Raw genomic sequence first — 22,360 nt, 5'->3', positions numbered from 1 at the left:
TTTCGAGGAGAGGCACATGCCGGTCCGGGTGATCCCGGTGATCGACCTGCGCGGGGGCGTGGTGGTGCGCGCCCGCGCCGGCGAACGCGACGCCTATGCCCCGATCCATACCCCCTTGGCCAGCGGCTCCGGCCCGGCCGAGGTCGCCGCCGGGCTTCTGGCCGCCTGTCCGTCCGACACGCTCTACGTCGCCGATCTCGACGCCATCGTCAGCGGCCGCCCGCCCGATCGGGCGAGTCTGGCGGCGATCGCGAAAGCCTGCCCGGGCACCGCGCTCTGGGTCGATGCCGGCTTCGGGGAAGAAGAGGGCGTCGCCCGCTTCCTGGAGGCGGGGTTCGGCCGGCCGGTGCTCGGCAGCGAGAGCCAGACGGGAACCGCGCTCCTGGAGCGCTTCCGCGCGGCCGCCGTGCTCTCCCTCGACAGCCGCGGCGGCGAGCGCCTCGGCCCCGCCGCCCTGCACGCGGAGCCCGCGCTCTGGCCCGGGGACGTGATCGTGATGACCCTCGCCCGGGTCGGGGCCGGCCAGGGCCCGGATCTGGGGGCGCTGGCGGCGGTCCGGGCGCTGGCGCCGGGATGCCGCGTCCACGCGGCTGGGGGCGTGCGCGGGCCGGAGGATCTCGCGGCGCTCGCCGGGATCGGCGTGGCCGGGGCCCTCGTCGCCACCGCGATCCATGACGGCCGGCTGCGTCGCGTCTGACCGCCCCTCAGCCGACCCCGAGCTGGCGCGCGGCCTGGATCAGCGTGGAGGGCCGGTACGGCTTGCGCAGCAGGAGGCTGCCCTGGACCTGCCGGGGCGCCACGTGGCTGAAGCCCGTCACGTAGATCACCGGCAGGGTCGCCAGGCGGTCGCGGGCCTGCTCGGCGATGGTCCAGCCGTCGATCGCCCCGGGCAGGCGGATGTCGGTGAGCAGCAGGTGGATGGGCTGGCCGCTCCCGAGATGGGCGATCGCCTCCGCGCCGGTCTTGGCCTGCAGCACGCCGAAGCCCGCATCCTCGAAGGCCGACGCGATCACGTCGAGCAGAAGTTCCTCGTCCTCCACGACGAGGACGATCGGCTTGCCGCCCATCGCTCCCTCTCTCCCGGGCCCGCCCCCCGAAGCGGCGCCGTCGCCGCTCCGCCCTGCGCCCGGGTCAAAGCATAAGGCAACTTCAGGTGGCAAGAACGTCATCTCTCGGCACCTCAAGCCCGTCCCGATCCCTGACCTAGGACCCCGAGGGCCGCCGGCCAGCCTTCCTCCTGCGGCGGCGCGACCGAGCCGGCCGCGGGGGCTGGAGTCGGGGCGGGCGCGGCGCCCAGGGCGGGAAACGCCATCCGGATCGTGGTGCCCTGGCCCGGCATGCTCTCGATCTCGACGCTGCCACCGGATTGCTGCACGAATCCGAAGACCTGGCTGAGGCCGAGCCCCGTGCCCTGCCCCAGGGGCTTCGTGGTGAAGAAGGGCTCGAAGGCCTTGGCCGCCACCTCCGGCGACATGCCGGCCCCTGTGTCGCGGATCTCGACCACGACGCTGCCGCCCTCGCCCCGAAGCAGGTCGAACCGGGTGGCGAGGGTGAGGGCGCCGCCCTCGGGCATCGCGTCCCGCGCATTCACGGTGCAGTTGAGGATGGCGTTCTCGAACTGGTTCTGATCGAGGGCGACCGGCGGCAGGTCCGGCGCCAGCGCCGTCTCCACCCGCACGGCCCGTCCCGTGGAGCTCTGGAGCAGTTCCGCCAGATCGCCGAGGAGACGGTTGAGGTCGCTCTCGACGGGCGACAGGTGCTGCTTGCGCGCGAAGGCGAGGAGCTTGTGCGTGAGGGCCGCGGCCCGCTCCGCCCCGGTCATGGCGTTGCGCACGTGGCGCAGGAGCGGGCTGTCCGGGGGGAGCTGCCACTCCACCCGCTCCATATTGGCGAGCATGATCCCGAGCATGTTGTTGAAGTCGTGCGCCACCCCGCCGGTGAGCTGCCCGAGCGCCTCCATCTTCTGCGATTGCCGCAGCAGCGCCTCGGTCTGGAGCCGCTCGGCCGTGGCCTGCTCCAGAGCGGCGAGCGCCGCATCGCGCTCGACGATGCGGGCCTCGAGGGCCTCGTTGGCCTGGCGCAGCTGGCCGGGCGAGGGCAGCGCCAGCGCCTTCGGCAGCAGCGTCCAGAGGGCGATGGCGGTGGCGACCGAGGCCAGGGCCGTGACCGCCTTGACCAGGGCTTCCAGCCCGTAATCCGGCACCCACAGGGTCCAGACCGACATCAGATGCGTGGCGCCGCAGGCGGTGATGAAGACCGCGAAGCTCCAGAACATCCAGCCGAAGACGACATCGCTGCGCCGCAAGACGAAACAGGCGAGCGCACCGGGGATCGAGAAATAGGCGGCGGCGATCAGAAGATCGGAGACCACATGTGTCCAGATCAGTTCCGGCCGCCAGAGCAGGCAGATACCGTGCGGGGAGAGACTGTCCGCTTCCCAGAACTTTCTGAAAAATTCGGACATGGCGGCACCACGACGGATCGGCCTCCGTTCTTTGCCGAAACCGTGTAGCTGGGCAAGCGCCCGGCACCGTACCAACGCCCCTCCGGCGCCGTGTCGCAGCCCTGCGGGAGCGGCGCCCGTCGAAGGCGATGTTCGCGTTGCCGCTCGGAGGGTTGGGCCGCGCCGTCGCGGGGCCCGCGGCGCCTCAAAAAGAAAGGGACGGCGCTTGCGCACCGTCCCGATCGAAGTCAGCGTCCAAGAAAGATGGAGGCCAGTCGCTGGAGCAGGCCCCGCGGTGCGGGCGGAGGCTCGCTCTGCCCAGGACTGCCCCCGATCTAATTGGCCGCGAAGGGGTGCTGCACCGAGTTGCGCTGCTCGGTGACCACGGAGGCCTTCGGCTCGCCGTTCACGGCGCGCTGGATCGAGAGCTTGGTGGCCTCGTAGTTGTACTTCTGGATCTTGGCGTCGTCGGCCGCTTCCCAGTGGATGAACACGCCGACCAGGATGTACAGGTCGTCGGCCTCGTCGGCCGGGATGATGCCCTCGGCAACCGCATCCTGCACCGCCTTGGCGACGCCGTGCTGGGCCGGGCCGAACATCTGGACGGCCTGGCGGGCGTCGTTGATGGTGACCTTGTTGAACATCAGGGTGTTCGGCTTGCAGGGCAGGTTCGGCGCGATGACCGCGAGCAGGCTGGTGAAGCCGTGCTTGTTGTTGATCAGGCCGTTGCAGAACGCCGTCTCGGCGGGCGAGCCGCGCGGTCCGATGATGAGGTCGATGTGAGCCACCTCGTTGCCGTCGCCGACGAGGGCCTCGCCGACCTGAACCTTGGTGATCTTCGCCATGTCGGGGTTTCTCCCTGGATTCCTCAAAGGAAGGCCTGCCTTGAGGCAGGCAGGCCGGAAGCCATCCTTGTTTGCGGCGCTCGGAACCGAGCCGGTTAGCCCGGACAGCGGCGCGGACCCTACAGCGGCCCCCTGCCCGGAACAACCCTGGGCAACGCCCTGAAATCGGTAATTTTTCGGCGCGCGGGACCTTGCTTTCGGGCGTGAACGAACGGTAGTGCGCGCCCGGCCCCGCGAGGGGTCAGGCGGCCTCTCCCCGTGCGCGCAGGAGCGCGTCGAGGAACAGCGTCGCCACCGTGAAATCCGCGCTGGTGCCGGGGTTGAGCCCCGCCTCCTTCAAGCGCCGGTCATGGGCGAGCAGCGTGTCCCGGGCGGCCTCGCCCGGCGTGAGGGCGCCGAGGGCGGCCGCGGCCTCCGCCCGCACCGATTCCGCCCGCTCCGGCCCGAACTTGCGGGCGATGTGGCTGTCGGGAACGCCGGTGAGGAAGGCGAGGTGGATCGCCGTCGTGCTCCAGGGCGGGGCGAGCCCCTTCGCCCGCGCCGCCGCCAGGGCCGGCAGGCCGATCGCGAACAGGTCCTCGAAGCCGGTGACGTAGGCGCGGGCGATGCGGTCCCGGGGGGCGGCCTCCGCCATGGCCTCGGCCAGGGGCGGGGCGGGGCCGGCGACGTCGTGGCCCGCGGCCCGGCCGAGGCCGCCGGGATTGGCGGCGAGAATCGCGGCGAAGACCTCCGCCCCGTCCCGCGCGTCGAGTCCGCCGAGCACCCCGCGCAGGGCCTGCGCGAGGGGCCGGGCGGATTCGGCCGCGGCGGCGAGCGGCGCGCACAGGAGCAGGATGCCGAGATTGGTGTTCTGGCCGACCGCCGCCATCGTGGCCTCGACGGCGCCGCGCACCCGCCGCCCGACCGCGGCGCCGGCCTCGGCGAGGGGGGGCGCGGCGACCGCGGCGCTCGTGACGAAGTCGTCCACCTCCATGCGGTGGCCGGCGGCATAGGCATGGACGTTGCCGGGCTTGAGCGCGTCGAGCTCGGCGAGGCAGGCGGCGCGGAACAGGTCGGCGATCACCGCCTGCGGGAGCGCCCGGCCCGGCCCGGTCCCCGCCTCGGCGCCGCCTTCGGCCACGCGTCAGCCCTGCGAGGCCACCAGCCGCGGCGGGCGGGCGGCATGGACGGCGTTGAGGAAGCCGCGCACCACGGCCCCGGCGATGTCGGTCTCGGTCACCTGTTGCAGGCCGGACCAGGCGGGCATGGAATTGACCTCCAGCACCAGGAAGCCCCCCTCCCCGTCCTCGACCAGGTCGACGCCGGTATAGTCGACGGCGATCGCCGCCGCGGCGGCCTCGGCCAGGGCGGCGGCCTTCTCCGGCACCTCCCAGGCGAAGGGGCGGCCGCCCCGGTGGACGTTGGTGATCCAGCCGTCGCCCTCGCGGATCATGCCGGCGATGGCCCGGCCCTCGCAGACGAAGACCCGGTAGTCGCGCCAGAGCCCGTCCCGGCGGGGCACGTAGCGCTGCAGGTAATAGACGCGGCTCACCGCCTCCTCCGGGGGCAGGTCCTCGGGGCGCTCGATCAGCATCAGCCCCTCCCCCTGCGAGCCGAAGAGCGGCTTGAGCACCAGCGGCCGGCCCGGCCCCGCCTCGCGGGCGACGCAGTCGGCGGCGGCCTCGCGCTTCGAGAATACGAAGGTGTCCGGGGTCGGCAGGCCGGCCCGGGCGATCATCAGCGAGGTCGCCGCCTTGTCGACGGAGCGCTCGATGGCCACGGGGCCGTTCCAGACGGTCACGCCGGAGGCGACGAGGGCGTGCAGCACGCCGAGGCGCATCGTCGTCGCCTCGAAGGTGCCGCCCGCGATGGTGCGCAGAAGGACGCCGTCCGGCAGCCTGTCCTCGAAGCCCGGCACCCGCAGGGGCTCGCCCCCGCCGGTCACCACGGCGACGTCGGCCAGGGAGAACAGCACCGGCTCGACCCCGTGGGCGCGCAGGGCCTCGCGCAGCCGCGTCTTGTGCCAGGTGCCGTTATCGGCCGCGAGCCCGATGCGCATGTCGTTGTCCGTTTCTGTCGCCCTCGCCCCTCTGCGGGAGAGGGGGCCCGCATAACGGGTCGGGTGAGGGGAGCGCCGTCTCCGGAAGCGCCGCCCCCGCGCCCGCCTCGCTTCCGCGAGGCACCCTCTCCCGCGGAGGGGAGAGGGATTTCCGGTTGCGTCCTACGCGAAGGAGGCGTCGACGAGCTGCGGCTCGAGGCGGCCGCCGCGGAAGGTCCGGCCGGTCTGGACCGAGGTCACGATCGCCTCGGCCGGGGAGAACAGGGCGCCGTCGATCTTGTAGAAGTCGCCGTTCACCCGCGAGAAGATCTCGGCGAAGGGGGCGCCGTGGTCGCTCGAGGTGGTCGAGGGCAGCTGCTCGGCGAGCTGCTTGGCCTCGGCGTCGTCGGCATCGACGAAGAGCTGCACCCGGCCGCCATAGATGATGGCGTCGTTGGTGCGGCCCATGGCCTGGATGAAGTCCGGGTGCGGGGGCGAGAGCGGCGCCGAGCCGATGCCGTCGAGGATCTTGTGCAGGTCGAAGCCGACGGTGTGCGCCTTGTGCAGGGCCACCTCCAGCACGCGGGCCACGACCTGGGTCGCGCCGGCGAGGCTCTGGGTCGGGGCGTAGATGAAGGTCACGTTCTCCGGGGCGACCTTGGCGGCCTCGGCGACCTTGGCCACCACGGAGGCCGGCGGGGCGCTGGCGGATTCGAGCACCAGGGCGATCCGGTCGGCGGAATCGCGGTAGCCGAGCTCGTGATAGAGCTCCTCCACCGCCGCGACGGCGCGGCCGGGGCCGGAGCCGAGGGCGAAGAAGCCGGTCTCGCCGGTCTCGTCGGCGAGGCTCCAGCCGGCATACTGGCTGCCGAGGCAGGCCAGCACCGGATCGGCGGAATGCACCACCACCGAATAGGGCCAGGAGGCGATCGGGCCGGTGGGGGCGAGGGTCACGGTGCCGAGGCCGCCGAGGCAGATCTCGGCGATGCGGCGGCCGGCCTCGATCGAGCCGCGGGCGGAGGCGCCCGCATCGATCATGCGCGCGCCGTTCTCCTGCGTGACGGCGAGCCGGAGCAGCGCGGCGTCGGCGGCGAGGCGCTCCACCAGCGGGGCCGCCAGGGCGTTGACGCTCGGATAGGTCTGCTCGGCACTCATCGTGTTGTCTCCGTCTCCTCCAGCAGGGCGCGCGTTGCCTCCGCGTGCTCCCGCAAACGTTCTCGCACCGTCCCCGCATCCGGGCCGCTGGCCAGCAGCGTGCAGAGCGGGGCATCCCGGGCCACGACCGAGCCGGCGACCGGGCGGTCGCGGACGAAGCCGGGCCAGTCCAGGGACGGGACCGGGGCGTATCGGCTTGCCGCGTAACAGATCTCCGCGCCGGCCGCATCCTCCGGTGCGGGTTCCGGGGGCGGCAGGCGGCCGAACGCAGCCTCGATATGCGCCGCAAGCAGGGGCGTGGGCCGCCGGTCGAGCACGTCGAGGGTGGCGCCGGGGCGCGGATTGATCTCCATGAGCCACCAATCCGGCCCGTCGATCAGCAGGTCGGCGGAGGCGAGGCCGCGCAGCCCCGTCGCCGCCGTCAGGCGGGCGACCGCCTCGCTCACCCGCCCCACCAGCGCGGGCGGGACCGGGCCGGGCTCCCCCCGCCCCCGCGCCAGGGCGCCGGCATAGCGGAAGGGGCGCAGGGGCGAGGGCGCGCTCCATTGCTCGGTCAGGGCGAGGGGCGCGATCCCGCGCCCATCCGCCAGCACGTTCAGGGCGAAGGCGCGGCCGCTCACCCGCGCCTGGAAATAGCCCCCCGGGGGGGCTGCGCCCGCGGTCGCCGCGCGGATATGGCTGCCGCCCGAGCCGCCAGCGCGCTTGAGCAGCCAGCGGGCCCGGTCGGGCACGGGCTCCCGCGTCACGGGAGGATGGGGGATGCCGAGGCGGGCGCAGAGCGCGGCCAGGGCGAAGGGGTCCTTGAGCGTGGCCACTGTCTCCGGTTCGGCGCCGATCAGGGGGAAGCGGGCGGCGATGGCCCGCATCAGGTCGGGCGCGCCCTCGAAGCCGGAGCCGAGCACCACGCCGCGCAGGCGCCCCGCCCCCTCGGCCAGGGCCTCCAGCCCGGCGAGCAGCGCCGCCCCGCCGAGGCGGCCCGTGCCGAAGCGGCCGGGCAGCGGCCGGTAGGCCTCCGCCAAAGCGCGGGTATCGGCATCGCCGAACAGGTCGAGCACCAGGGGGCGCAGGCCTGCCCGCCGCGCGGCCTCCGCCAGCGCCCGCCCCGACTGCGCGGCGATGAGGATCGCCTCCCCGGCTGGGGAGGCGTCACGCCCCATCCGGTGTCACCGGATCGGCGGGGTCAGCCCGCGATCTCCACGGCGAGCTTGTAGGCGTCGCGGAAGTCGAGGCAGAGGGGCTCGTCCGCCTCGAGCATGCGGCGGAACAGGCGGCACTGGGTCTGGTACTTCACGTTGCCGACCGCCAGCGCGCCGATGCCGACGCCCTTGCCGGCGGGCAGGGGCACGTCCTTGGCGTTCACGTCGATCCCGGCGATGCCAGCCGGCGGCACGGCGTTGACGTCGGAGGCGACGAGCAGCTTCGGCGCGGATTCGAGGTCCTTCGCCGAGAGGATCGGGATGCCGGCGGGGCCGGCGGAGAGGATCACGTCGGCATCCGTGATGGCGGCGCGGCGCGCCTCCGGGGTCGAGCCGTCGACGGCGCCGACCTCGATGCCGAAGCGCCACTTCATGGTGAAGGCGATCTTCGAGACGCGCTCCTCGCCGTCATGGCCGACCAGCACCGATTTCGCGCCCTCCAGCGCCCCGATCACCGCTGCCACGTAGGCGACGACGCCGGCGCCGCCGAAGATCACGATGCGCTTGCCCTTCAGGTCGGTGCCGAACTTGGCCTTCAGCGCCCGGGACACCTCCGCGACCATGGCCGCGCCGGTGGTGAAGGAGCCCGCCGGATCGGCGAAGACATGGTTGGCGAAGGGGGGCACGAAGGCCTTCTTCGCGCGGTCCATCATGTCGAGGGCGTCCTCGGCGTTCTTGCCGCCGATGAAGATGCCGGTGCGCACGCCGTCCTGCGGCGCGCGGGAAAAGATCGAATCCTGGGTCAGGGAGACCACGTCGGCGAGGTCGACGCCGGTATAGGTCACGAGGGTCTCGAAGCCCGCATCGATCGCCATGTTCACGTCGAACGGGCTCATGTGCTTGAGCGGCGTCAGCATGTGAAGGATCGAACGGGCCATGGTCGTCTCCCTAGAGCGCTCCGTGCCGGGAGCTTAAGGCGAATCCGGCAATCGGGGATGCGCGTCGAAACTGATGACATGGCGCCGGTTTCGACCCGATGAATCGGATCGCGGCCGGCGCCCGAACGCGGCGTGCCGCCCCTCGCGGGCCAGTCCAAAGCCGATCCCGGCAGGACCGGTCAAGCGATGGTTTTTCAACCCCCGGGTGAAGAAAACCTGAGGGCTCGGCCCCTTTTCCCGGACCGGGCGGATTTTCGGGCCGATTCTCAGGCGATGTCGAGCACGCTCGCGCCCGCGTTGCGGCCCTTGGCGATGACGAAGCGCAGGCGGCCGGGCCGCTCCAGGCGCGCCACCAGGGCCTCGGCCTCGGCCTGGGACGGCATCAGCGCGAAGCCCGTCGGCCCCCAGGAGGACTGGCCGTAGCCCGGGATGCCCTCGGCGGCGATGGCGGCGAGCACCTCGGCCACGGCGGGGCTGGCGAAGCGGCCGCCCTGATGGGGCGCGAAATGGTCGCCGATCCGCTTCTGGATCGCGGTGATGCCGGCGCCGAAGCCCTGGGGCTCGGCGGTCGCGGCGGCGGGCAGAACCTGCATCAGCACGATGCGGCAGATCTCGGCGGCCTGGCCCGCATCGAACACGGGCAGGTCGCGGAAGGCTTCCGTCTCGCGGGAGCCGTGCACGCCGATGGCGGCCTCGTCGAGGATCAGCACGACGCGCCAGGCCTCCGGGTAGGGCAGCCGCGCGATCACCGGGGGCGGCGCGCCGGATTCGTCCCGGCCGCCGTCGACGATCAGCCCGCCCTGGGTGAAGGCGGCGAGCCCGACGCCGGAGCGGTTGCCGCGGTCGAGCACGTCGGCGAAGTCGTCGGGCGAGAAGGGCTGGCCGTTGAGCCGGGCCAGCGCCGCGGCGACGGAGAGGGCGAGCTGCGTGCCCGAGCCGAAGCCGGCATGGGCGGGGATCGTTTCCTCCACCGTGATCGCGGCGGCGTCGGGCACGTCGAGATGGGAGGCGGCGGCGAGGAGGTAGCTGCGCACCCGCTCGGCCTCCGGCCCGCTCGCGGCGGCCCGCCGGGCCGGGCGGGCGACGAGCTGCACCGCGGGGGCGTCGAGGGCGAGGCCCAGGCTGCCGAAGCGCCGCCCGAGGCCGCCATTGAGATCGAGGAAGCCGAAATGCAGACGCGCCGGGGCCCGGACCCGCACGCCGGGCGTGCCGCGCACGGAGCCGGTGGTCGTCTCGCCCATCCTGTCGGAGGCCTCGGCCACGACGATCCTGCCTCATTCCGCCGGCCGGGTCCCGACAGCCGGGCCCGTGACTCGCGGGCCGGCTTCTCCCATGGGTGCGCCGCCGCGACAACCGGCAAGGTGCCCCCGGCGGCCCCGAGACACGCGCAAGCGCCCGGCGAGCGTCGCTTTTTTGCGACCGCCGGGCTTGCGGGGCGCGGGCCGGGGATGCAAAACCGGGGCGCCGGCCAGCAGGAGCCGGCCACGGGTTGATCAGCCCCGAAGCGCCGGCGCCTTCAGCGTCACGGCGTGGTCGGATGCCAGCATGAGGCGGCATCCCGGCGGATCGCTTCAGCTCTTTCACGGGCGAAGGCGCCGCCACCAAGGTGCCCCGCCCGGCCAACCAAGAAACCACGGGACCCGACATGGCAGCCTGGGTGAAGGGAGGCGCGGTGGATCTGGATGCGGCCATCGGGGCCGCCGCCGATCTGATCGCCGCGGCACGAACGCCGGTCATTGCCGGCCTCTGCGCCGATCTCGCGGCCGTGAGGGCCGCCTATCGCCTGGCCGAGACGGCGGGCGCCTCGCTCGATTCGGTTTCGGGCGACCATCTCTACGCGGAGCTCGAATCCCTGAGCGCCGGCGGGGGCATGACCACCACCGCCGCCGAGACGATCGGGCGCGCCGACGTGGTGCTCGCCCTGGGCCAGCGCCCCTGGGACGGCGGCCTGCTCGCCGAGATCGCCGGCTCGAAGCCGGTGCGCGGCCGGGCCGCGGGCGCGGAGCGCGCCCTGCTCTCCCTCGGCGGGCCGCAGAACGGCGGCACCCGCCACGTCGCCTATGCCGCCGGCAGCCAGGGCCTCGCCGTGGCGCTCGGCCACCTGCGCGCCTTCGTGAAGGGGCATCTCGCCGGGGACGAGGCCTTCTCCGACCTCGGCAAGCGGCTGGCCGCGGCCCGGTACGGCGTCGTCGTCTACGATGCGGGCGAGCTCGGCACCCTGGGGGTCGAGATGCTGCAGGGCCTGATCCGGGATCTCAACGAGGCGACCCGCTTCTTCGCCCTGCCGCTGGCCGATCCCTTCCAGGGGCGGGCCGTGCTCCAGCTCTCCGCCTGGACCACCGGCCAGGCGCCCCGCGTCGGCTTCGGCCGTGCCCTGCCGGAGCACGATCCCTGGCGCTTCGACAGCGCCCGCCAGATCGCCGCCGGCGAGGCCGATGCCGCCCTCTGGCTCGCCGCCCTGCCCGCCCCGCGCCCCGCCTGGCTCGGCAGCCTGCCCACCATCGCCGTCGTCGGCGAGGGCAGCCCGGAGGCCGGCCCCGGCACCGCCGAGATCGTCATCACGGTCGGCGTGCCCGGCGCCTCCACGGGGGGCGCCCTCTGGCACGAGCGCCGCGGCGTCGTCGCCTTCCAGGAGGCGGCGAGCCCGGCCGAGGCCGTGGCCGCCGCCGACGTTCTCGCCCGCATCCGCGCCAGCCTCCTGAGCAAGCGCCCGAGCAAGAAGGCCGCCTCATGCTGATCCGTATCAAGGGCGGCCGCGTCGTCGATCCGACCGACGGGCGCGACGCCGTCGGCGACGTCTTCGTCGAGAACGGCCGCATCGTCGCCGCCGGCGACCGCACCCCCGACCGCACCATCGACGCCACCGGCTGCGTGGTGATGGCCGGCGGCGTCGAGGTCCATTCGCACATCGCCGGCGGCAACGTGGTGATGAGCCGCCTGCTCCTGCCCGACCTCTATGTCAGCGAATCGGCCCCCGACGGGCATCCCTTCGCCCATGCCGGCGGCTCCGGGGCCTGGATCGGCGCGAACTACGCGCGGATGGGCTACACCACCGCCGTCGAGCCGGCCCTGCCGCCCTCGAACGCCCTCGCCACCCATCTCGAGCTCGCCGACATCCCGCTCCTCGACCGCGGCGGCCTCGCGGTGATGGGCAACGACGACCACCTCCTCGCCCTCCTGCGGGACGGCGAGAGCAAGGACGCGGTGCGCGACCTCGTCACCCACACCCTGGCCCATGCCCGCGGCCTCGGCGTGAAATGCATCAACGCGGGCGGCGCCTCCGCCTTCAAGGACGGGGTGCTGAAGCTCAGCCTCGACGACGAGATCCCCTGCTACGGTCTCTCGACCCGCACGATCATGGGCGCCCTCCTCGACGCGGTCGAGGCGATCAAGGTGCCCCACCCGCTCCACGTCCACTGCAACAATCTCGGCCTGCCGGGCGCCGACGACTCCTTCGTCGCGACCCTGGAGGCGGCCGAGGGGCGGCGCATCCACTTCGCCCATGCCCAGTTCTACGCCTACGGCGTCGCCGACCCGGAGAACCCGCTGACCGGCGGCTTCCGCTCCGCGGCCGAGCGCATCACCGCGGCGATGGAGGCCCATCCCAACGCCACCTACGATGTCGGCCAGGTCGTGTTCGGCCAGACCGTCACGATCTCGCTGGACATCCTGCGCCAGTTCGGCGGCCGCAAGGGCGCCAAGCCCAAGAAGTGGGTGCTGCAGGCGGGCGATGCCGAGGGCGGCGGCGTGGTGCCCTTCCTCTACCGGCCCCGCGGCCCGGTCTCGTCCCTGCAATGGGCGATCGGCCTGGAGCTGATGCTGCTCTCGTCGAATCCCGAGCGCACCATCCTCACCACCGACCATCCCAATGGCGGCGTCTTCACCGAGTATCCGCGCATCATCCACCTGCTGATGGATGCAGAGGAGCGGGCCCGCGAGATCGCCACTCTGCCCGCCGTCGTCTCGGAGCGCTCCGGCCTCGCGAGCATCGAGCGCGAATACACCCTGAGCGAGATCGCCCAGCTGACCCGCTCCGGCCCGGCCAAGCTCCTCGGGCTGACCGATCGCGGCCACCTGCGCCCCGGCGCCCGGGCCGACGTCGCGATCTACCGCGACGACAAGAACCGCACGGCGATGTTCGCCAACGCCAAGCTCGTGCTCAAGGACGGCCGCACCATCGTCGAGGACGGCGAGGTCGTGGAATGGGGCTTCGGCAAGACCCTGGAGCTCGACGTCGAGGCGGATCCCGCCATCGCCAGGCGCAGCGAGGCCTATCTCCAGGACCGCTTCGGCGCGGGCCTCGACACCTTCGCGGTGCCCGACGCCGCCTTCCCCGAAGCCGCCGTGTTCGAGGACGTGGCATGCCGGGCGTGACGCTGATGCCTCCGGGCCAAGGTAACTGACGATGGCTGACCTCATCCTCAACGGCATCAAGGTCGAGGACACCTTCGCCGAGGCCTTCGACGTCGCGGCCACCGCGATCGTCGTGACCAACGACACGCCCAAATGGGCGATGATCGCCGCCACCGTGATGACCGGCTTCGCCACCTCGGTGATCGGCTGCGGCGCCGAGGCGGGCATCGATGCCGAGCTCTCCCCGGAGGAGACGCCGGACGGGCGGCCGGGCGTGCGCATCCTGCTGTTCGGCTTCGAGCCGAACGGGCTCAAGGAGCAGCTGCTCAAGCGCGTCGGCCAGTGCATCCTCACCTGCCCCGGCACCGCCTGCTACGCGGGCGTGGAGGGGCCGACCAAGATCAAGCTCGGCGGCGCGATCCGCTATTTCGGCGACGGCTTCGCCGTGGCCAAGCGCCTGCCCGACGCCAATGGCAAGATGCGCCGCTACTGGCGCATCCCCGTCATGGACGGCGAGTTCCTGTGCGAGGATTCCACCCGCGCCGTCGAGGGCGCGGTGGGCGGCGGCAACCTGCTCTTCCTCGGCCGGCGGCATGCCGACACCCTGAAGGTCGCCGAGATCGCGGTGGAGGCGGCCAAGGCCGTGCCCGGCGCCATCCTGCCCTTCCCCGGCGGCATCGTCCGCTCCGGCTCGAAGGTCGGCGGGCGCACCAAGGGCATGATGGCCTCGACCAACGACGCCTATTGCCCGACGCTCAAGGGCCGGGCCGGTTCGGCCCTGCCGCCCGAATGCGGCGTGGTGCTGGAGATCGTGATCGATGCCCTGACCTCGCAGGCCGTGGCCGAATCGATGCGGGCGGGCCTGCATGCGGCGACGGAGGTCGGCGCGGCCCATGGCCTGGTCGCGGTCACTGCGGGCAATTACGGGGGCAACCTCGGCCGCCACCACTACCATCTGCGCGACCTCTTGGAGAAGGCGCCCACGGCATGAGCACCCTCAAGCTGCGCGCCGCCCCGCCGGAGCGGATCGACCTCCGCGCCGTCACCCCGCTCGCCCTCTCCGCCCTGTCGGAGGCCGAGGCGGCCCGGCTCCCGGTCGGCACCAGCCGCACCGGCGTGACGCTGGGCGACCTGTTCGCGATCACCCTCGACCGCTCCGACACCCTGGTGATCGAGGGCGGCTCCGAGCGGCTCGACCGGGTCGGCGCGGCCCTCTCGGAGGGCACGATCCGCGTCGAGGGCGATGTCGGTCAGCGCCTCGGCGAGGGCATGGCCGGCGGCACGCTCACAGTCACCGGCGCGGCCGGCCCCTATGCGGGGACCGGGGCCACCGGCGGCACCATCACCATCGAGGGCGATGCCGGCGCCCATGCCGGCGGCGCGGTCTATGCCGCCAAGGCCGGCCTCGACGGCGCCACCCTGATCGTGAAGGGCAAGGCCGGCGACCATCTCGGCGACCGCATGCGCCGCGGGCTGATCCTGGTCGGCGAGGCCGGCGCCTTCGCCGCCTCCCGCATGATCGCCGGGACCATCGTCGCGGGCGCCCTCGGCGACCATCCCGGCTACGGCATGCGCCGCGGCACGATCGTGGCCGGACGGCACGGGGCGCTGCTGCCGACCTTCGCCGAGACCGGCCTCCTCGACCAGCTGGTCTACCCGAAGCTCCTCGCCCGCCAGCTCGCCCGGATCGGCGCGCCGCAGGCCGGGCTGCTGCAGGGCGGCCTGCGCCGCTATTCCGGCGACCTCGCCACCCTCGGCAAGGGCGAGCTGTTCACGCCGGCGGGTTGAGCCCGCACGGCGTCCGATAGGCACGATCGTGCCGATGCGGCGATCGTGAACGGTCGCCCTTGCAGGATTTCACTTGCCACCCTGCCGCTTCGTCCCAGATCTTGCCGGGGCGGCCGGCGCCGATCGGCGCCGGCTGTGTCCCCGCGAGCCCCGAAGCCGGCATGTTCCTCCTGCTCTCCGTCTGCCTGATCGCCCAGCCGAGCCATTGCCGCGAGGAGCGGATCAACCTCTCCTACGACAATCCCAACCCCTTCCTCTGCCTGCGCAATTCCCAGAGCACCCTGGCCCGCTGGCAGGAAGAGCATCCGGACTGGCATGTCGAGCGCTGGCGCTGCGCCTCCAAGGGGCAGATCCCGAACGATCTGTGAGGCGGGTTGCGCTCATGCGTTCGGCTCCGCCTCCGCAGGACGGCTCGAGGCGGGATCGGCCGATCCCGCAAGGCCTTGAGGTGACCCGGGCCCGGTGACAAGGTCCCGCCGCCGCGCCCGCGGCAGGGAAGGACGCCATGCGCTCGCTGAAGGTCCGGTTCGCGCTGCTGCTCGGGGGCACCGCGCTGATCGTCGTGCTGGCCGCGGCCGGGGTGAACTGGTCGATCGGGCTGGCCGAGCGCACCATCGACCGTACGCTCGCCGCCCAGGGCCGGCTGGAGCTGCTCGCCGAACTGTCCGGCCGGCTGACGCAGTACGGGCTCGCGGCGATCGAGAGCGTCGGCAATCCGGAGGCGCCGCCGGAAGCCCTCTCCGTCACCCGCGACGCCGTCGACAAGGCGCTGAACACCGTCGACGAGGCCCTGGGCCGGGGCATGGGCGCCAGCGACGATCCCGTCGAGCGCATGCAGTACCTCGCCCGCACCCGGCCCCTGGCCAAGGTGCGCGCCGCCCGCGTCATCCTCGACCGGCAGGTCGCCCTGGTCCAGCGCGAGACCGATCCCGAGAAGCGCAAGAGCGCGATCCAGGGGACGCTGAACGGCTTCGGCGCCATGACCGGGCCGCCCCTCTCCCTGCTGATCGAGGCGGAGCGGCGCAGCATGACCGCCGGCCAGGAGGAGGCCCGCGCCCTCTCCCGGCGCCTTGCCGTCGCCTCGCTGATCGCGGTCCTGCTCGGCCTCGGCCTGGTGCTGCTGCTCTACCGGCGGGTCACCCGGCCGGTTCTCGCCCGGATCGAGGCGGTGCGCCGGGCGGCGAGCGCGGTGGGCAGCGGCGCCCTCGACACCCGCCTGTCCCTCACCGGGCGGGACGAGCTCGGCCTGCTGGTGGCGAATTTCAACCGCATGGTCGCCCGCCTGGCCCGGCGCGAGGGGCGGCTCGCCGCCGACCGCGCCGCCCTGGAGGACACGGTCGCCGCCCGCACCGCCGACCTGCGCGCGGCCAATGCGCGCCTGGAGATGGTCGACCGCTCCCGCCGCCGCTTCTTCGCCGATGTGAGCCACGAGCTGCGCACGCCGCTCACCGTGATCCTCGGCGAATGCGACATCGCCTCGCGCAGCGCCGCCCGGGCCTCGGACAGGCCCACGGACTTCACCCCGGTCTTCGCCACGATCCGCAAGCGGGCGCAGGGGCTCAAGCGCCGGGTCGAGGACCTGCTGCGGGTGGCGCGCTCGGAATCGGGCCAGATCGAACTCGACCGGCGCCCGGTCAGCGCCGTCGCCATCCTGAGCGAGGCGGTCGACAGCGCCGGCTCCGAGGCCGCCCGCCGCCGGGTCGCCCTGGCGCTGGAGCCGGGCGACCGGGACGTCGAGATCAGCGCCGACCCGGAATGGCTGCGCCAGGTCGTGGAGAGCCTGATCGACAACGCCCTCCGGCACGCGACCGGCCTCAGCCGCATCGTCGTCCGCCTGGAGCCGACGCCGGAGGGCGGCGCCCGCATCGCGATCATCGACGACGGCCCCGGCTTCCCGGAGCCGGGCGAGGGCCTGTTCGAGCGCTTCCGGCGGGAGGGCCGCTCCGGGGAGACCGGCTTCGGCATCGGATTGGCTCTGGCGCGCTGGGTGATAGAGCGCCATGATGGGCGGATCGGCCTCGGTTCCGGCGAGAACGGATGCGGGGCCCGGGTGACCCTCGACCTGCCGCCGGAACGGATGGCGGGCGAGGCCGGCGCGGAACGCGCGCCTACGGGGAGGATGAGCGTGGCATGACACGCATCTTGATCGTCGAGGATGACGGAGACATCCGCGGCATGCTGGCCCGCGGCCTCGAATCGGAGGGGTTCTCGGTGGGCGTCGCCGGCCGCGTCGAGGACGCGCTGACCGCGGCCCGCGACCAGGCGCCGGAGGCGGTGGTGCTCGACATCACCCTGCCGGACGGCTCGGGCCACGACGTCTGCCGTTCCCTGCGCGAGGGCGGCTATCCCGGCGCGATCCTGTTCCTGAGCGCCCGCGACGAGGTGCGCGACCGGGCCGAGGGCCTGGCCATCGGCGCCGACGACTACATCGTGAAGCCCTTCGACTTCGACGAGCTGCTCGCCCGCCTGCAGACCCATCTCCTGCGCCGGCGCGAGGCGGACACCCCGCGCACGATCGTGACCGCCGGGCGCCTCACCCTCGACCTCACCGTGCGCCAGGTCAGCTTCGGCGACGCCTCGGCGCGGCTCACCCCGCGGGAGGCGGAGCTGCTCGCCCTGCTCATGGAGGAGGTCAACAAGCCGGTCTCCCGGGGCGACATCTTCGACAAGCTCTGGGCGAGCCAGGGCGGGCTCTCCCTCAACGTGGTCGACGTCTATGTCGGCTATCTGCGCTCGAAGCTCTCGGATTTCGTGCGATTCGGCGGCCCCGTCATCGTCACCGTGCGGGGGCGCGGCTTCATGCTCGACCTCAAGGGGCCGGATTACCGGCACTGAGCCCGCGCGGCGCCCGAGCCATGTCCCGGTCCGGCGGCGTCGGACGGGCCGGGTGCGCCCTCCGGTCACGGCCTCGTTCACGGTTTGATTCATGGAAGACGGGAAAAATCGGCAATTTAGCTCTTGCGGCCGGGCCGCGAATTGGCGATATACCTCCCGCGACAGAAACCACTGCGCCGTCAGTATCTTAGGAACTTCTTAGAGAGTTGCTCCGGATGCTGCTGACGTTTCATAAACAGCGGAGAAACACCATGAAGTGGGCTGCCCCCGTCGTTTCCGAGATCTGCGTCGGCATGGAAGTCACGAGCTACGAGTCGGCCGAGATCGACACCTTCAACTAAGGTGTTCGTCGCCGTCCGGGGATCGTAAGGCAGCGTCGGATCCGTTCCATGCGTCTCGTGGTCCTCGGTTCGGCAGCGGGCGGCGGCATTCCCCAGTGGAACTGCCGCTGCTCCATCTGCGCCCTGGCCTGGGCGGGCGACCCCCGCGTCAAGCCGCGCACGCAGTCGAGCATCGCCGTCTCCCCCGATGGGGACCGCTGGCTCCTCGTGAACGCCTCGCCGGACATCCGGCAACAGATCCAGGCCGTGCCGGAGATGCATCCGCGCGAGGGCCTGCGCCACTCCCCCATCCACGCGGTGCTGCTCACCAACGGCGACGTCGACCACGTCGCGGGCCTGCTCACCCTGCGCGAGGGCCAGCCCTTCACCCTCTACGGCACGGCGGGCATCCTCGGCTCGATCAACGAGAACCGCGTCTTCGACGTGATGGCCGCCGACAAGGTGACCCGGCAGCCGATCGCGCTGAACGACGGCTTCGAGCCCGTGCCCGGCCTCCGGGTCACCCTGTTCGCCGTGCCCGGCAAGGTGCCGCTCTGGCTGGAGGATGCCTCGATGCAGATCGGCGCCGAGACCGAGACCACGGTCGGCGCGATGATCGAGGCGGGGGGCAAGCGCCTCGCCTATATCCCCGGCTGCGCCCGTGTCACCGAGGACCTGAAGACCCGCATCGAGGGCGTCGACGCCCTGCTCTTCGACGGCACGGTGCTGGAGGACGACGACATGATCCGCGCCGGGGTCGGCACCAAGACCGGCTGGCGCATGGGCCATCTCCCGATGAACGGCGAGACCGGCTCCATCGCCGCGCTGGCGCAGACGACGATCGGCCGCCGCATCTTCGTGCACATCAACAACACCAACCCGGTGCTGATCGAGGATTCGCCCGAGCGCGCGAGCGTGGAGGCGCGGGGCTGGATCGTCGGCCATGACGGCCTGACCCTCGCGCTCTGAGGCGCCGCCAAAGCGCGCAGGGGGCTTCCGCGCGGGGCGGGCGGCCTGGAATTTTAGTGCCGGAACCAATATCTCTTGCGCGATACAATCGCGCGGTGGCCATGCTGTCCTTCGGGGCGGCCGGGGCCCATGTTAAAAAAGCTCCAGGAAACGCGAACCAAGTCGGGAAAGCCGAAGACCATGACTGCCCAGTTCCCTACCCCGGTCCCGGACGCCGACGAGCGCCTCCTGAGCCATGACGAGCTGGAGGCGGCGCTCCGCGACATCGGCGCGCGCCGCTACCACAACCTGCACCCGTTCCACCGGCTGCTGCACGACGGCAAGCTGAACAAGGATCAGGTCCGGGCCTGGGCGCTCAACCGCTACTATTACCAGGCGATGATCCCGGTGAAGGACGCCGCGGTGCTCGCGCGCATGCAGGATGCCGCGCTGCGCCGGATCTGGCGCCAGCGCATCGTCGACCATGACGGCGACCATCCGGGCGACGGCGGCATCGAGCGCTGGCTGAAGCTCGCCGAGGGCGTCGGCTTCGACCGCGATTACGTGCTCTCCACCAAGGGCATCCTCTCGGCCACCCGCTTCTCGGTGGACGCCTATGTCCACTTCGTCTCCGAGCGCAGCCTGCTCGAGGCCATCGCCTCCTCGCTGACCGAGATGTTCTCGCCGACCATCATCTCCGAGCGCGTCGCCGGGATGCTGAAGAACTACGACTTCATCACCAAGGAGACGCTGGCCTATTTCGACAAGCGCCTGACCCAGGCGCCGCGGGACGCCGATTTCGCCCTCGACTACGTCAAGCAGCACGCCACCACTCCGGCCTTGCAGCGCGCCGCGATGGCCGCGCTCACCTTCAAGTGCAACGTGCTCTGGACGCAGCTCGACGCGCTCTACTTCGCCTACGTCTCCCCCGGCATGATCCCGCCGGATGCCTGGCAGCCGGGCGAGGGGCTGGTGCGCGAGGCCGCCGCCGCCACGGCCCCCGCATCCGCCACCGGCGCCTTCGCCTCGGGCGACGTGCCCCGCCTGCCCCGCGGCGTGCGCCTGCGCTTCGACGACGTCCGGGGCAAGCACGTCCTGCTCGCGCCCGAGCGCACCTTCGACCTCGACGACAACGCCGTCGCCGTCCTCAAGCTCGTGGATGGCAGCCGCAGCGTCGGCGACATCGCCGGCGAACTCGCCGAGATCTATGCCGCCGACCGGGCGGTGATCGAGGCCGATATCAGCGTCATGCTGGCCGACCTCGCAGCCAAAAGGGTTCTGGAGCGATGAATGCACCGACGCCCGCCCCCTCCCCCGCCGAAGTGATCCCGGCGCCCGTCGGCCTGCTCGCCGAGCTGACGCATCGCTGCCCGCTTCGCTGCCCCTATTGCTCGAACCCGCTGGAGCTCGACCGCCGTTCGGCCGAGCTCGACACGGAGACCTGGCTGCGGGTCTTCGCCGAGGCGGCCAAGCTCGGGGTGCTCCACGTCCATCTCTCGGGGGGCGAGCCGACCGCGCGCAACGACATCGTCGCCATCACCGCGAAATGCGCGGAGCTCGGGCTCTACTCGAACCTGATCACCTCCGGCGTCGGCGGCGCGCTGCAGAAGCTCGACGCCCTCTACGATGCGGGCCTCGACCATGTGCAGCTCTCGGTCCAGGGCGTCGACGCGCAGAACGCGGAAAAGATCGGCGGGCTGAAGAACGCGCAGCCGCAGAAGATGCAGTTCGCCGCCCGGGTCACCGAGCTCGGCCTGCCGCTGACCCTCAATTCGGTGATCCACCGCGGCAACATCCACGAGGTGCCGGGCTTCATCGACCTCGCGGTCAAGCTCGGGGCCAAGCGGCTGGAGGTGGCCCATACCCAGTATTACGGCTGGGCCTACGTGAACCGCGCGGCGCTGATGCCGGACAAGGCTCAGGTCGACGAGTCGATCCGCATCGTCGAGGCGGCCCGCGAGCGGCTGAAGGGCCAGCTCGTCATCGACCTCGTGGTGCCGGATTACTACGCCAAGTACCCCAAGGCCTGCGCCGGCGGCTGGGGCCGCAAGCTCATGAACGTGACGCCGCAGGGCAAGGTGCTGCCCTGCCACGCCGCCGAGACCATCCCCGGCCTCGAATTCTGGTATGTGCAGGACCATTCCCTCGGCGACATCTGGACGCGCTCGCCGGCCTTCAACGCCTATCGCGGCACCGCCTGGATGAAGGAGCCCTGCCGCTCCTGCGACCGGCGCGAGAAGGATTGGGGCGGCTGCCGCTGCCAGGCCCTGGCCCTGGCGGGGGACGCGGCGGCCACCGACCCGGCCTGCTCGCTCTCGCCGCTGCATTCGAAAATGCGTGATCTCGCCCGGGAAGAGGCTGCCGAGAACCCGCCCGACTATATATACCGCACCATCGGATCCAACGTGCAGGATCCGTTGAAAGAAAAGGCCCCTCTGTGAAACGCCCCCTGCTCACCGCCGGCCTGCTCCTGGCCGGCATCGGGCTGGCGCAGGCTGCGCCGGCCGACGAGAAAGCCCCCGCCCCGCAGGCCGCCGCGACCCCGGCGACGCCCAACGCCGCGGACCTGCTCTTCGAGCAGCCGCAGATGAAGAATGCGGCGCCGGGCAGCACCATCACCTACACCTATCTGCGCCGCTCCGGCATCGCCAAGGGTCCCTACGGCCCGCCGATCAACGACGAGATCAAGTTCAAGATCGACCCGGCCAAGGATGCCGGCAGCCGGAACATCGAGGTGCAGATGTTCTCCGGCGCCAACCGCGTGCCCGCCGGCCCCTTCGAGGACATGCCCGGCAACCCGATCCTGCCGCTGTTCCTGGAGAACCACCTCAAGGGCCTCGCCGGCCTGCTCGATGCCAATCCGCGCTACATCAAGAACGCGATCCGCAAGGGTCTGCGCGAGAAGGCGACGGTGACGCCGACCCAGGTCACCTACAAGGGCCGTCAGGTCGATGGCTGGCGCGTCGAGATGCAGCCCTTCGCCGGCGACGCCCAGACTGAGCGCATGCGCGGCTTCGACGCCCTCACCTACACCTTCGTCACCGCCCCCGAGGTGCCCGGCGAGATCGTCTCGATCGAGGCGCGGGCCAAGAAGCCGGATGGGGGCGAGCTCCTCGAGGAGAGGCTGGATTATGCGCAGAAGGATTCTTGAGGCCGGCCTCCTCGCCGGTCTCGCCGCCGCCGCGCTGGCCCTGCCGGCACGGGCGGACGAGAACGACTACCCGACCGATGCGCGGGTCGATTACGTGTTCGGCTGCATGGCCGCCAACGGGCAGACCCGCGAGGCGATGGAGAAATGCTCCTGCTCGCTCGACGCCCTCGCCGCGATCCTTCCTTACGACAAATACGTCCAGGCGAGCACGATCCTCTCGATGCGCCAGGGCATCGGCCAGCGCACCAATGCCTTCAAGTCGACCAAGATGTTCGACGACAAGGTCGCCGACCTCCGCCGCGCCCAGGCCGAGGCCGAGATCCGCTGCTACCGCGGCGCGTCCTGACCGAGGGCTCCCGGTGCCCTGCGCGATTGGGAATAATATCTTGACATTCTGGGTCTGATGTCTTAGGTGTCGTCCCGCTCGCCGC

At 72.1% G+C, this 22,360-nt stretch carries 23 protein-coding genes; 14 read left to right on the top strand and 9 right to left on the bottom strand.

Features of this window, described 5'->3' with window-relative positions; genetic code table 11:
• The first annotated feature begins 16 nt into the window (after window positions 1-16).
• Window positions 17-697, top strand: coding sequence for a HisA/HisF-related TIM barrel protein (locus tag MFF21_RS11355; protein WP_238311281.1), 681 nt, complete (start codon window positions 17-19; stop codon window positions 695-697).
• A gap of 7 nt (window positions 698-704) precedes the next feature.
• Here MFF21_RS11355 and MFF21_RS11350 read toward each other — a convergent pair whose 3' ends face one another.
• The 9 genes from MFF21_RS11350 to MFF21_RS11310 all read right to left on the bottom strand — a co-directional run bounded on the left by MFF21_RS11350 (window position 705) and on the right by MFF21_RS11310 (window position 9,775).
• A complete protein-coding gene (locus tag MFF21_RS11350; RefSeq protein WP_238311280.1) occupies window positions 705-1,067 on the bottom strand; it encodes a response regulator in 363 nt (120 codons plus the stop codon).
• A gap of 113 nt (window positions 1,068-1,180) precedes the next feature.
• Window positions 1,181-2,464, bottom strand: coding sequence for a sensor histidine kinase (locus tag MFF21_RS11345; protein WP_238311279.1), 1,284 nt, complete (start codon window positions 2,462-2,464; stop codon window positions 1,181-1,183).
• A gap of 314 nt (window positions 2,465-2,778) precedes the next feature.
• Window positions 2,779-3,288 (bottom strand): 5,6,7,8-tetrahydromethanopterin hydro-lyase, encoded by a 510-nt coding sequence (fae, locus tag MFF21_RS11340; RefSeq protein WP_238311278.1) that lies wholly within the window; start codon window positions 3,286-3,288, stop codon window positions 2,779-2,781.
• A gap of 241 nt (window positions 3,289-3,529) precedes the next feature.
• Window positions 3,530-4,408: a triphosphoribosyl-dephospho-CoA synthase gene (locus tag MFF21_RS11335; RefSeq protein WP_238311277.1), complete on the bottom strand. Its 879-nt coding sequence runs from the start codon at window positions 4,406-4,408 to the stop codon at window positions 3,530-3,532.
• Between the two features lie 3 nt (window positions 4,409-4,411).
• The gene (locus MFF21_RS11330) at window positions 4,412-5,326 is read right to left on the bottom strand and encodes an ATP-grasp domain-containing protein (protein WP_238311276.1); all 915 of its coding nucleotides are present in this window, start codon (window positions 5,324-5,326) and stop codon (window positions 4,412-4,414) included.
• A 162-nt stretch (window positions 5,327-5,488) separates the two neighbouring features.
• Entirely contained in the window at window positions 5,489-6,460 is a 972-nt protein-coding gene (gene mch, locus MFF21_RS11325; protein ID WP_238311275.1) for a methenyltetrahydromethanopterin cyclohydrolase, read from the bottom strand.
• Window positions 6,457-7,617: an ATP-grasp domain-containing protein gene (locus MFF21_RS11320; protein ID WP_238311274.1), complete on the bottom strand. Its 1,161-nt coding sequence runs from the start codon at window positions 7,615-7,617 to the stop codon at window positions 6,457-6,459. The genes mch and MFF21_RS11320 overlap by 4 nt, the downstream gene beginning before the upstream one ends.
• A 23-nt stretch (window positions 7,618-7,640) precedes the next feature.
• On the bottom strand, window positions 7,641-8,534 hold the full coding sequence (locus MFF21_RS11315) for an NADP-dependent methylenetetrahydromethanopterin/methylenetetrahydrofolate dehydrogenase (RefSeq protein ID WP_238311273.1): 894 nt from the start codon (window positions 8,532-8,534) through the stop codon (window positions 7,641-7,643).
• A 266-nt stretch (window positions 8,535-8,800) separates the two neighbouring features.
• Window positions 8,801-9,775, bottom strand: a complete 975-nt coding sequence (locus MFF21_RS11310) for a beta-ribofuranosylaminobenzene 5'-phosphate synthase family protein (RefSeq protein WP_238311491.1) — start codon at window positions 9,773-9,775, stop codon at window positions 8,801-8,803.
• 404 nt (window positions 9,776-10,179) lie between these two features.
• Here MFF21_RS11310 and MFF21_RS11305 point away from each other — a divergent pair, with 404 nt between their 5' ends.
• The 13 genes from MFF21_RS11305 to MFF21_RS11245 all read left to right on the top strand — a co-directional run bounded on the left by MFF21_RS11305 (window position 10,180) and on the right by MFF21_RS11245 (window position 22,275).
• Window positions 10,180-11,271 (top strand): molybdopterin-binding domain-containing protein, encoded by a 1,092-nt coding sequence (locus MFF21_RS11305; RefSeq protein WP_238311272.1) that lies wholly within the window; start codon window positions 10,180-10,182, stop codon window positions 11,269-11,271.
• A complete protein-coding gene (locus tag MFF21_RS11300) occupies window positions 11,265-12,908 on the top strand; it encodes a formylmethanofuran dehydrogenase subunit A (RefSeq protein ID WP_238311271.1) in 1,644 nt (547 codons plus the stop codon). Before MFF21_RS11305 ends, MFF21_RS11300 begins: the two co-directional genes overlap by 7 nt.
• Window positions 12,909-12,939: 31 nt before the next feature.
• Complete coding sequence (gene fhcD / locus MFF21_RS11295) at window positions 12,940-13,878, top strand: formylmethanofuran--tetrahydromethanopterin N-formyltransferase (RefSeq protein WP_238311270.1); 939 nt, start codon at window positions 12,940-12,942, stop codon at window positions 13,876-13,878.
• Window positions 13,875-14,675, top strand: coding sequence for a formylmethanofuran dehydrogenase subunit C (locus MFF21_RS11290; RefSeq protein ID WP_238311269.1), 801 nt, complete (start codon window positions 13,875-13,877; stop codon window positions 14,673-14,675). Before fhcD ends, MFF21_RS11290 begins: the two co-directional genes overlap by 4 nt.
• Before the next feature lie 161 nt (window positions 14,676-14,836).
• Window positions 14,837-15,043 carry a hypothetical protein gene (locus MFF21_RS11285; RefSeq protein ID WP_238311268.1) on the top strand — a complete coding sequence of 69 codons (207 nt, stop codon included), beginning with the start codon at window positions 14,837-14,839 and terminating at the stop codon, window positions 15,041-15,043.
• A 137-nt stretch (window positions 15,044-15,180) separates the two neighbouring features.
• Window positions 15,181-16,809: a sensor histidine kinase gene (locus tag MFF21_RS11280; protein WP_238311267.1), complete on the top strand. Its 1,629-nt coding sequence runs from the start codon at window positions 15,181-15,183 to the stop codon at window positions 16,807-16,809.
• The gene (locus MFF21_RS11275) at window positions 16,806-17,510 is read left to right on the top strand and encodes a response regulator transcription factor (RefSeq protein WP_238311266.1); all 705 of its coding nucleotides are present in this window, start codon (window positions 16,806-16,808) and stop codon (window positions 17,508-17,510) included. The genes MFF21_RS11280 and MFF21_RS11275 overlap by 4 nt, the downstream gene beginning before the upstream one ends.
• A gap of 251 nt (window positions 17,511-17,761) precedes the next feature.
• Window positions 17,762-17,851, top strand: coding sequence for a pyrroloquinoline quinone precursor peptide PqqA (gene pqqA, locus MFF21_RS11270; protein ID WP_007564431.1), 90 nt, complete (start codon window positions 17,762-17,764; stop codon window positions 17,849-17,851).
• Between the two features lie 48 nt (window positions 17,852-17,899).
• Window positions 17,900-18,799, top strand: a complete 900-nt coding sequence (pqqB, locus tag MFF21_RS11265; protein ID WP_238311265.1) for a pyrroloquinoline quinone biosynthesis protein PqqB — start codon at window positions 17,900-17,902, stop codon at window positions 18,797-18,799.
• 180 nt (window positions 18,800-18,979) lie between these two features.
• Entirely contained in the window at window positions 18,980-20,068 is a 1,089-nt protein-coding gene (gene pqqC / locus MFF21_RS11260; protein ID WP_238311264.1) for a pyrroloquinoline-quinone synthase PqqC, read from the top strand.
• Window positions 20,065-21,219, top strand: coding sequence for a pyrroloquinoline quinone biosynthesis protein PqqE (gene pqqE, locus MFF21_RS11255; protein WP_238311263.1), 1,155 nt, complete (start codon window positions 20,065-20,067; stop codon window positions 21,217-21,219). The genes pqqC and pqqE overlap by 4 nt, the downstream gene beginning before the upstream one ends.
• Window positions 21,220-21,242: 23 nt before the next feature.
• Window positions 21,243-21,929 (top strand): hypothetical protein, encoded by a 687-nt coding sequence (locus tag MFF21_RS11250; protein WP_373324999.1) that lies wholly within the window; start codon window positions 21,243-21,245, stop codon window positions 21,927-21,929.
• Window positions 21,910-22,275 carry a hypothetical protein gene (locus tag MFF21_RS11245; protein ID WP_238311262.1) on the top strand — a complete coding sequence of 122 codons (366 nt, stop codon included), beginning with the start codon at window positions 21,910-21,912 and terminating at the stop codon, window positions 22,273-22,275. Before MFF21_RS11250 ends, MFF21_RS11245 begins: the two co-directional genes overlap by 20 nt.
• Window positions 22,276-22,360 lie beyond the last annotated feature (85 nt).

The sequence above is a fragment of the Methylobacterium organophilum genome, from assembly GCF_022179465.1.
Taxonomy (GTDB): domain Bacteria; phylum Pseudomonadota; class Alphaproteobacteria; order Rhizobiales; family Beijerinckiaceae; genus Methylobacterium; species Methylobacterium organophilum.
Note: the sequence above shows the minus strand (reverse complement) of the source record. Positions and strands in the feature narration are given on the sequence as shown.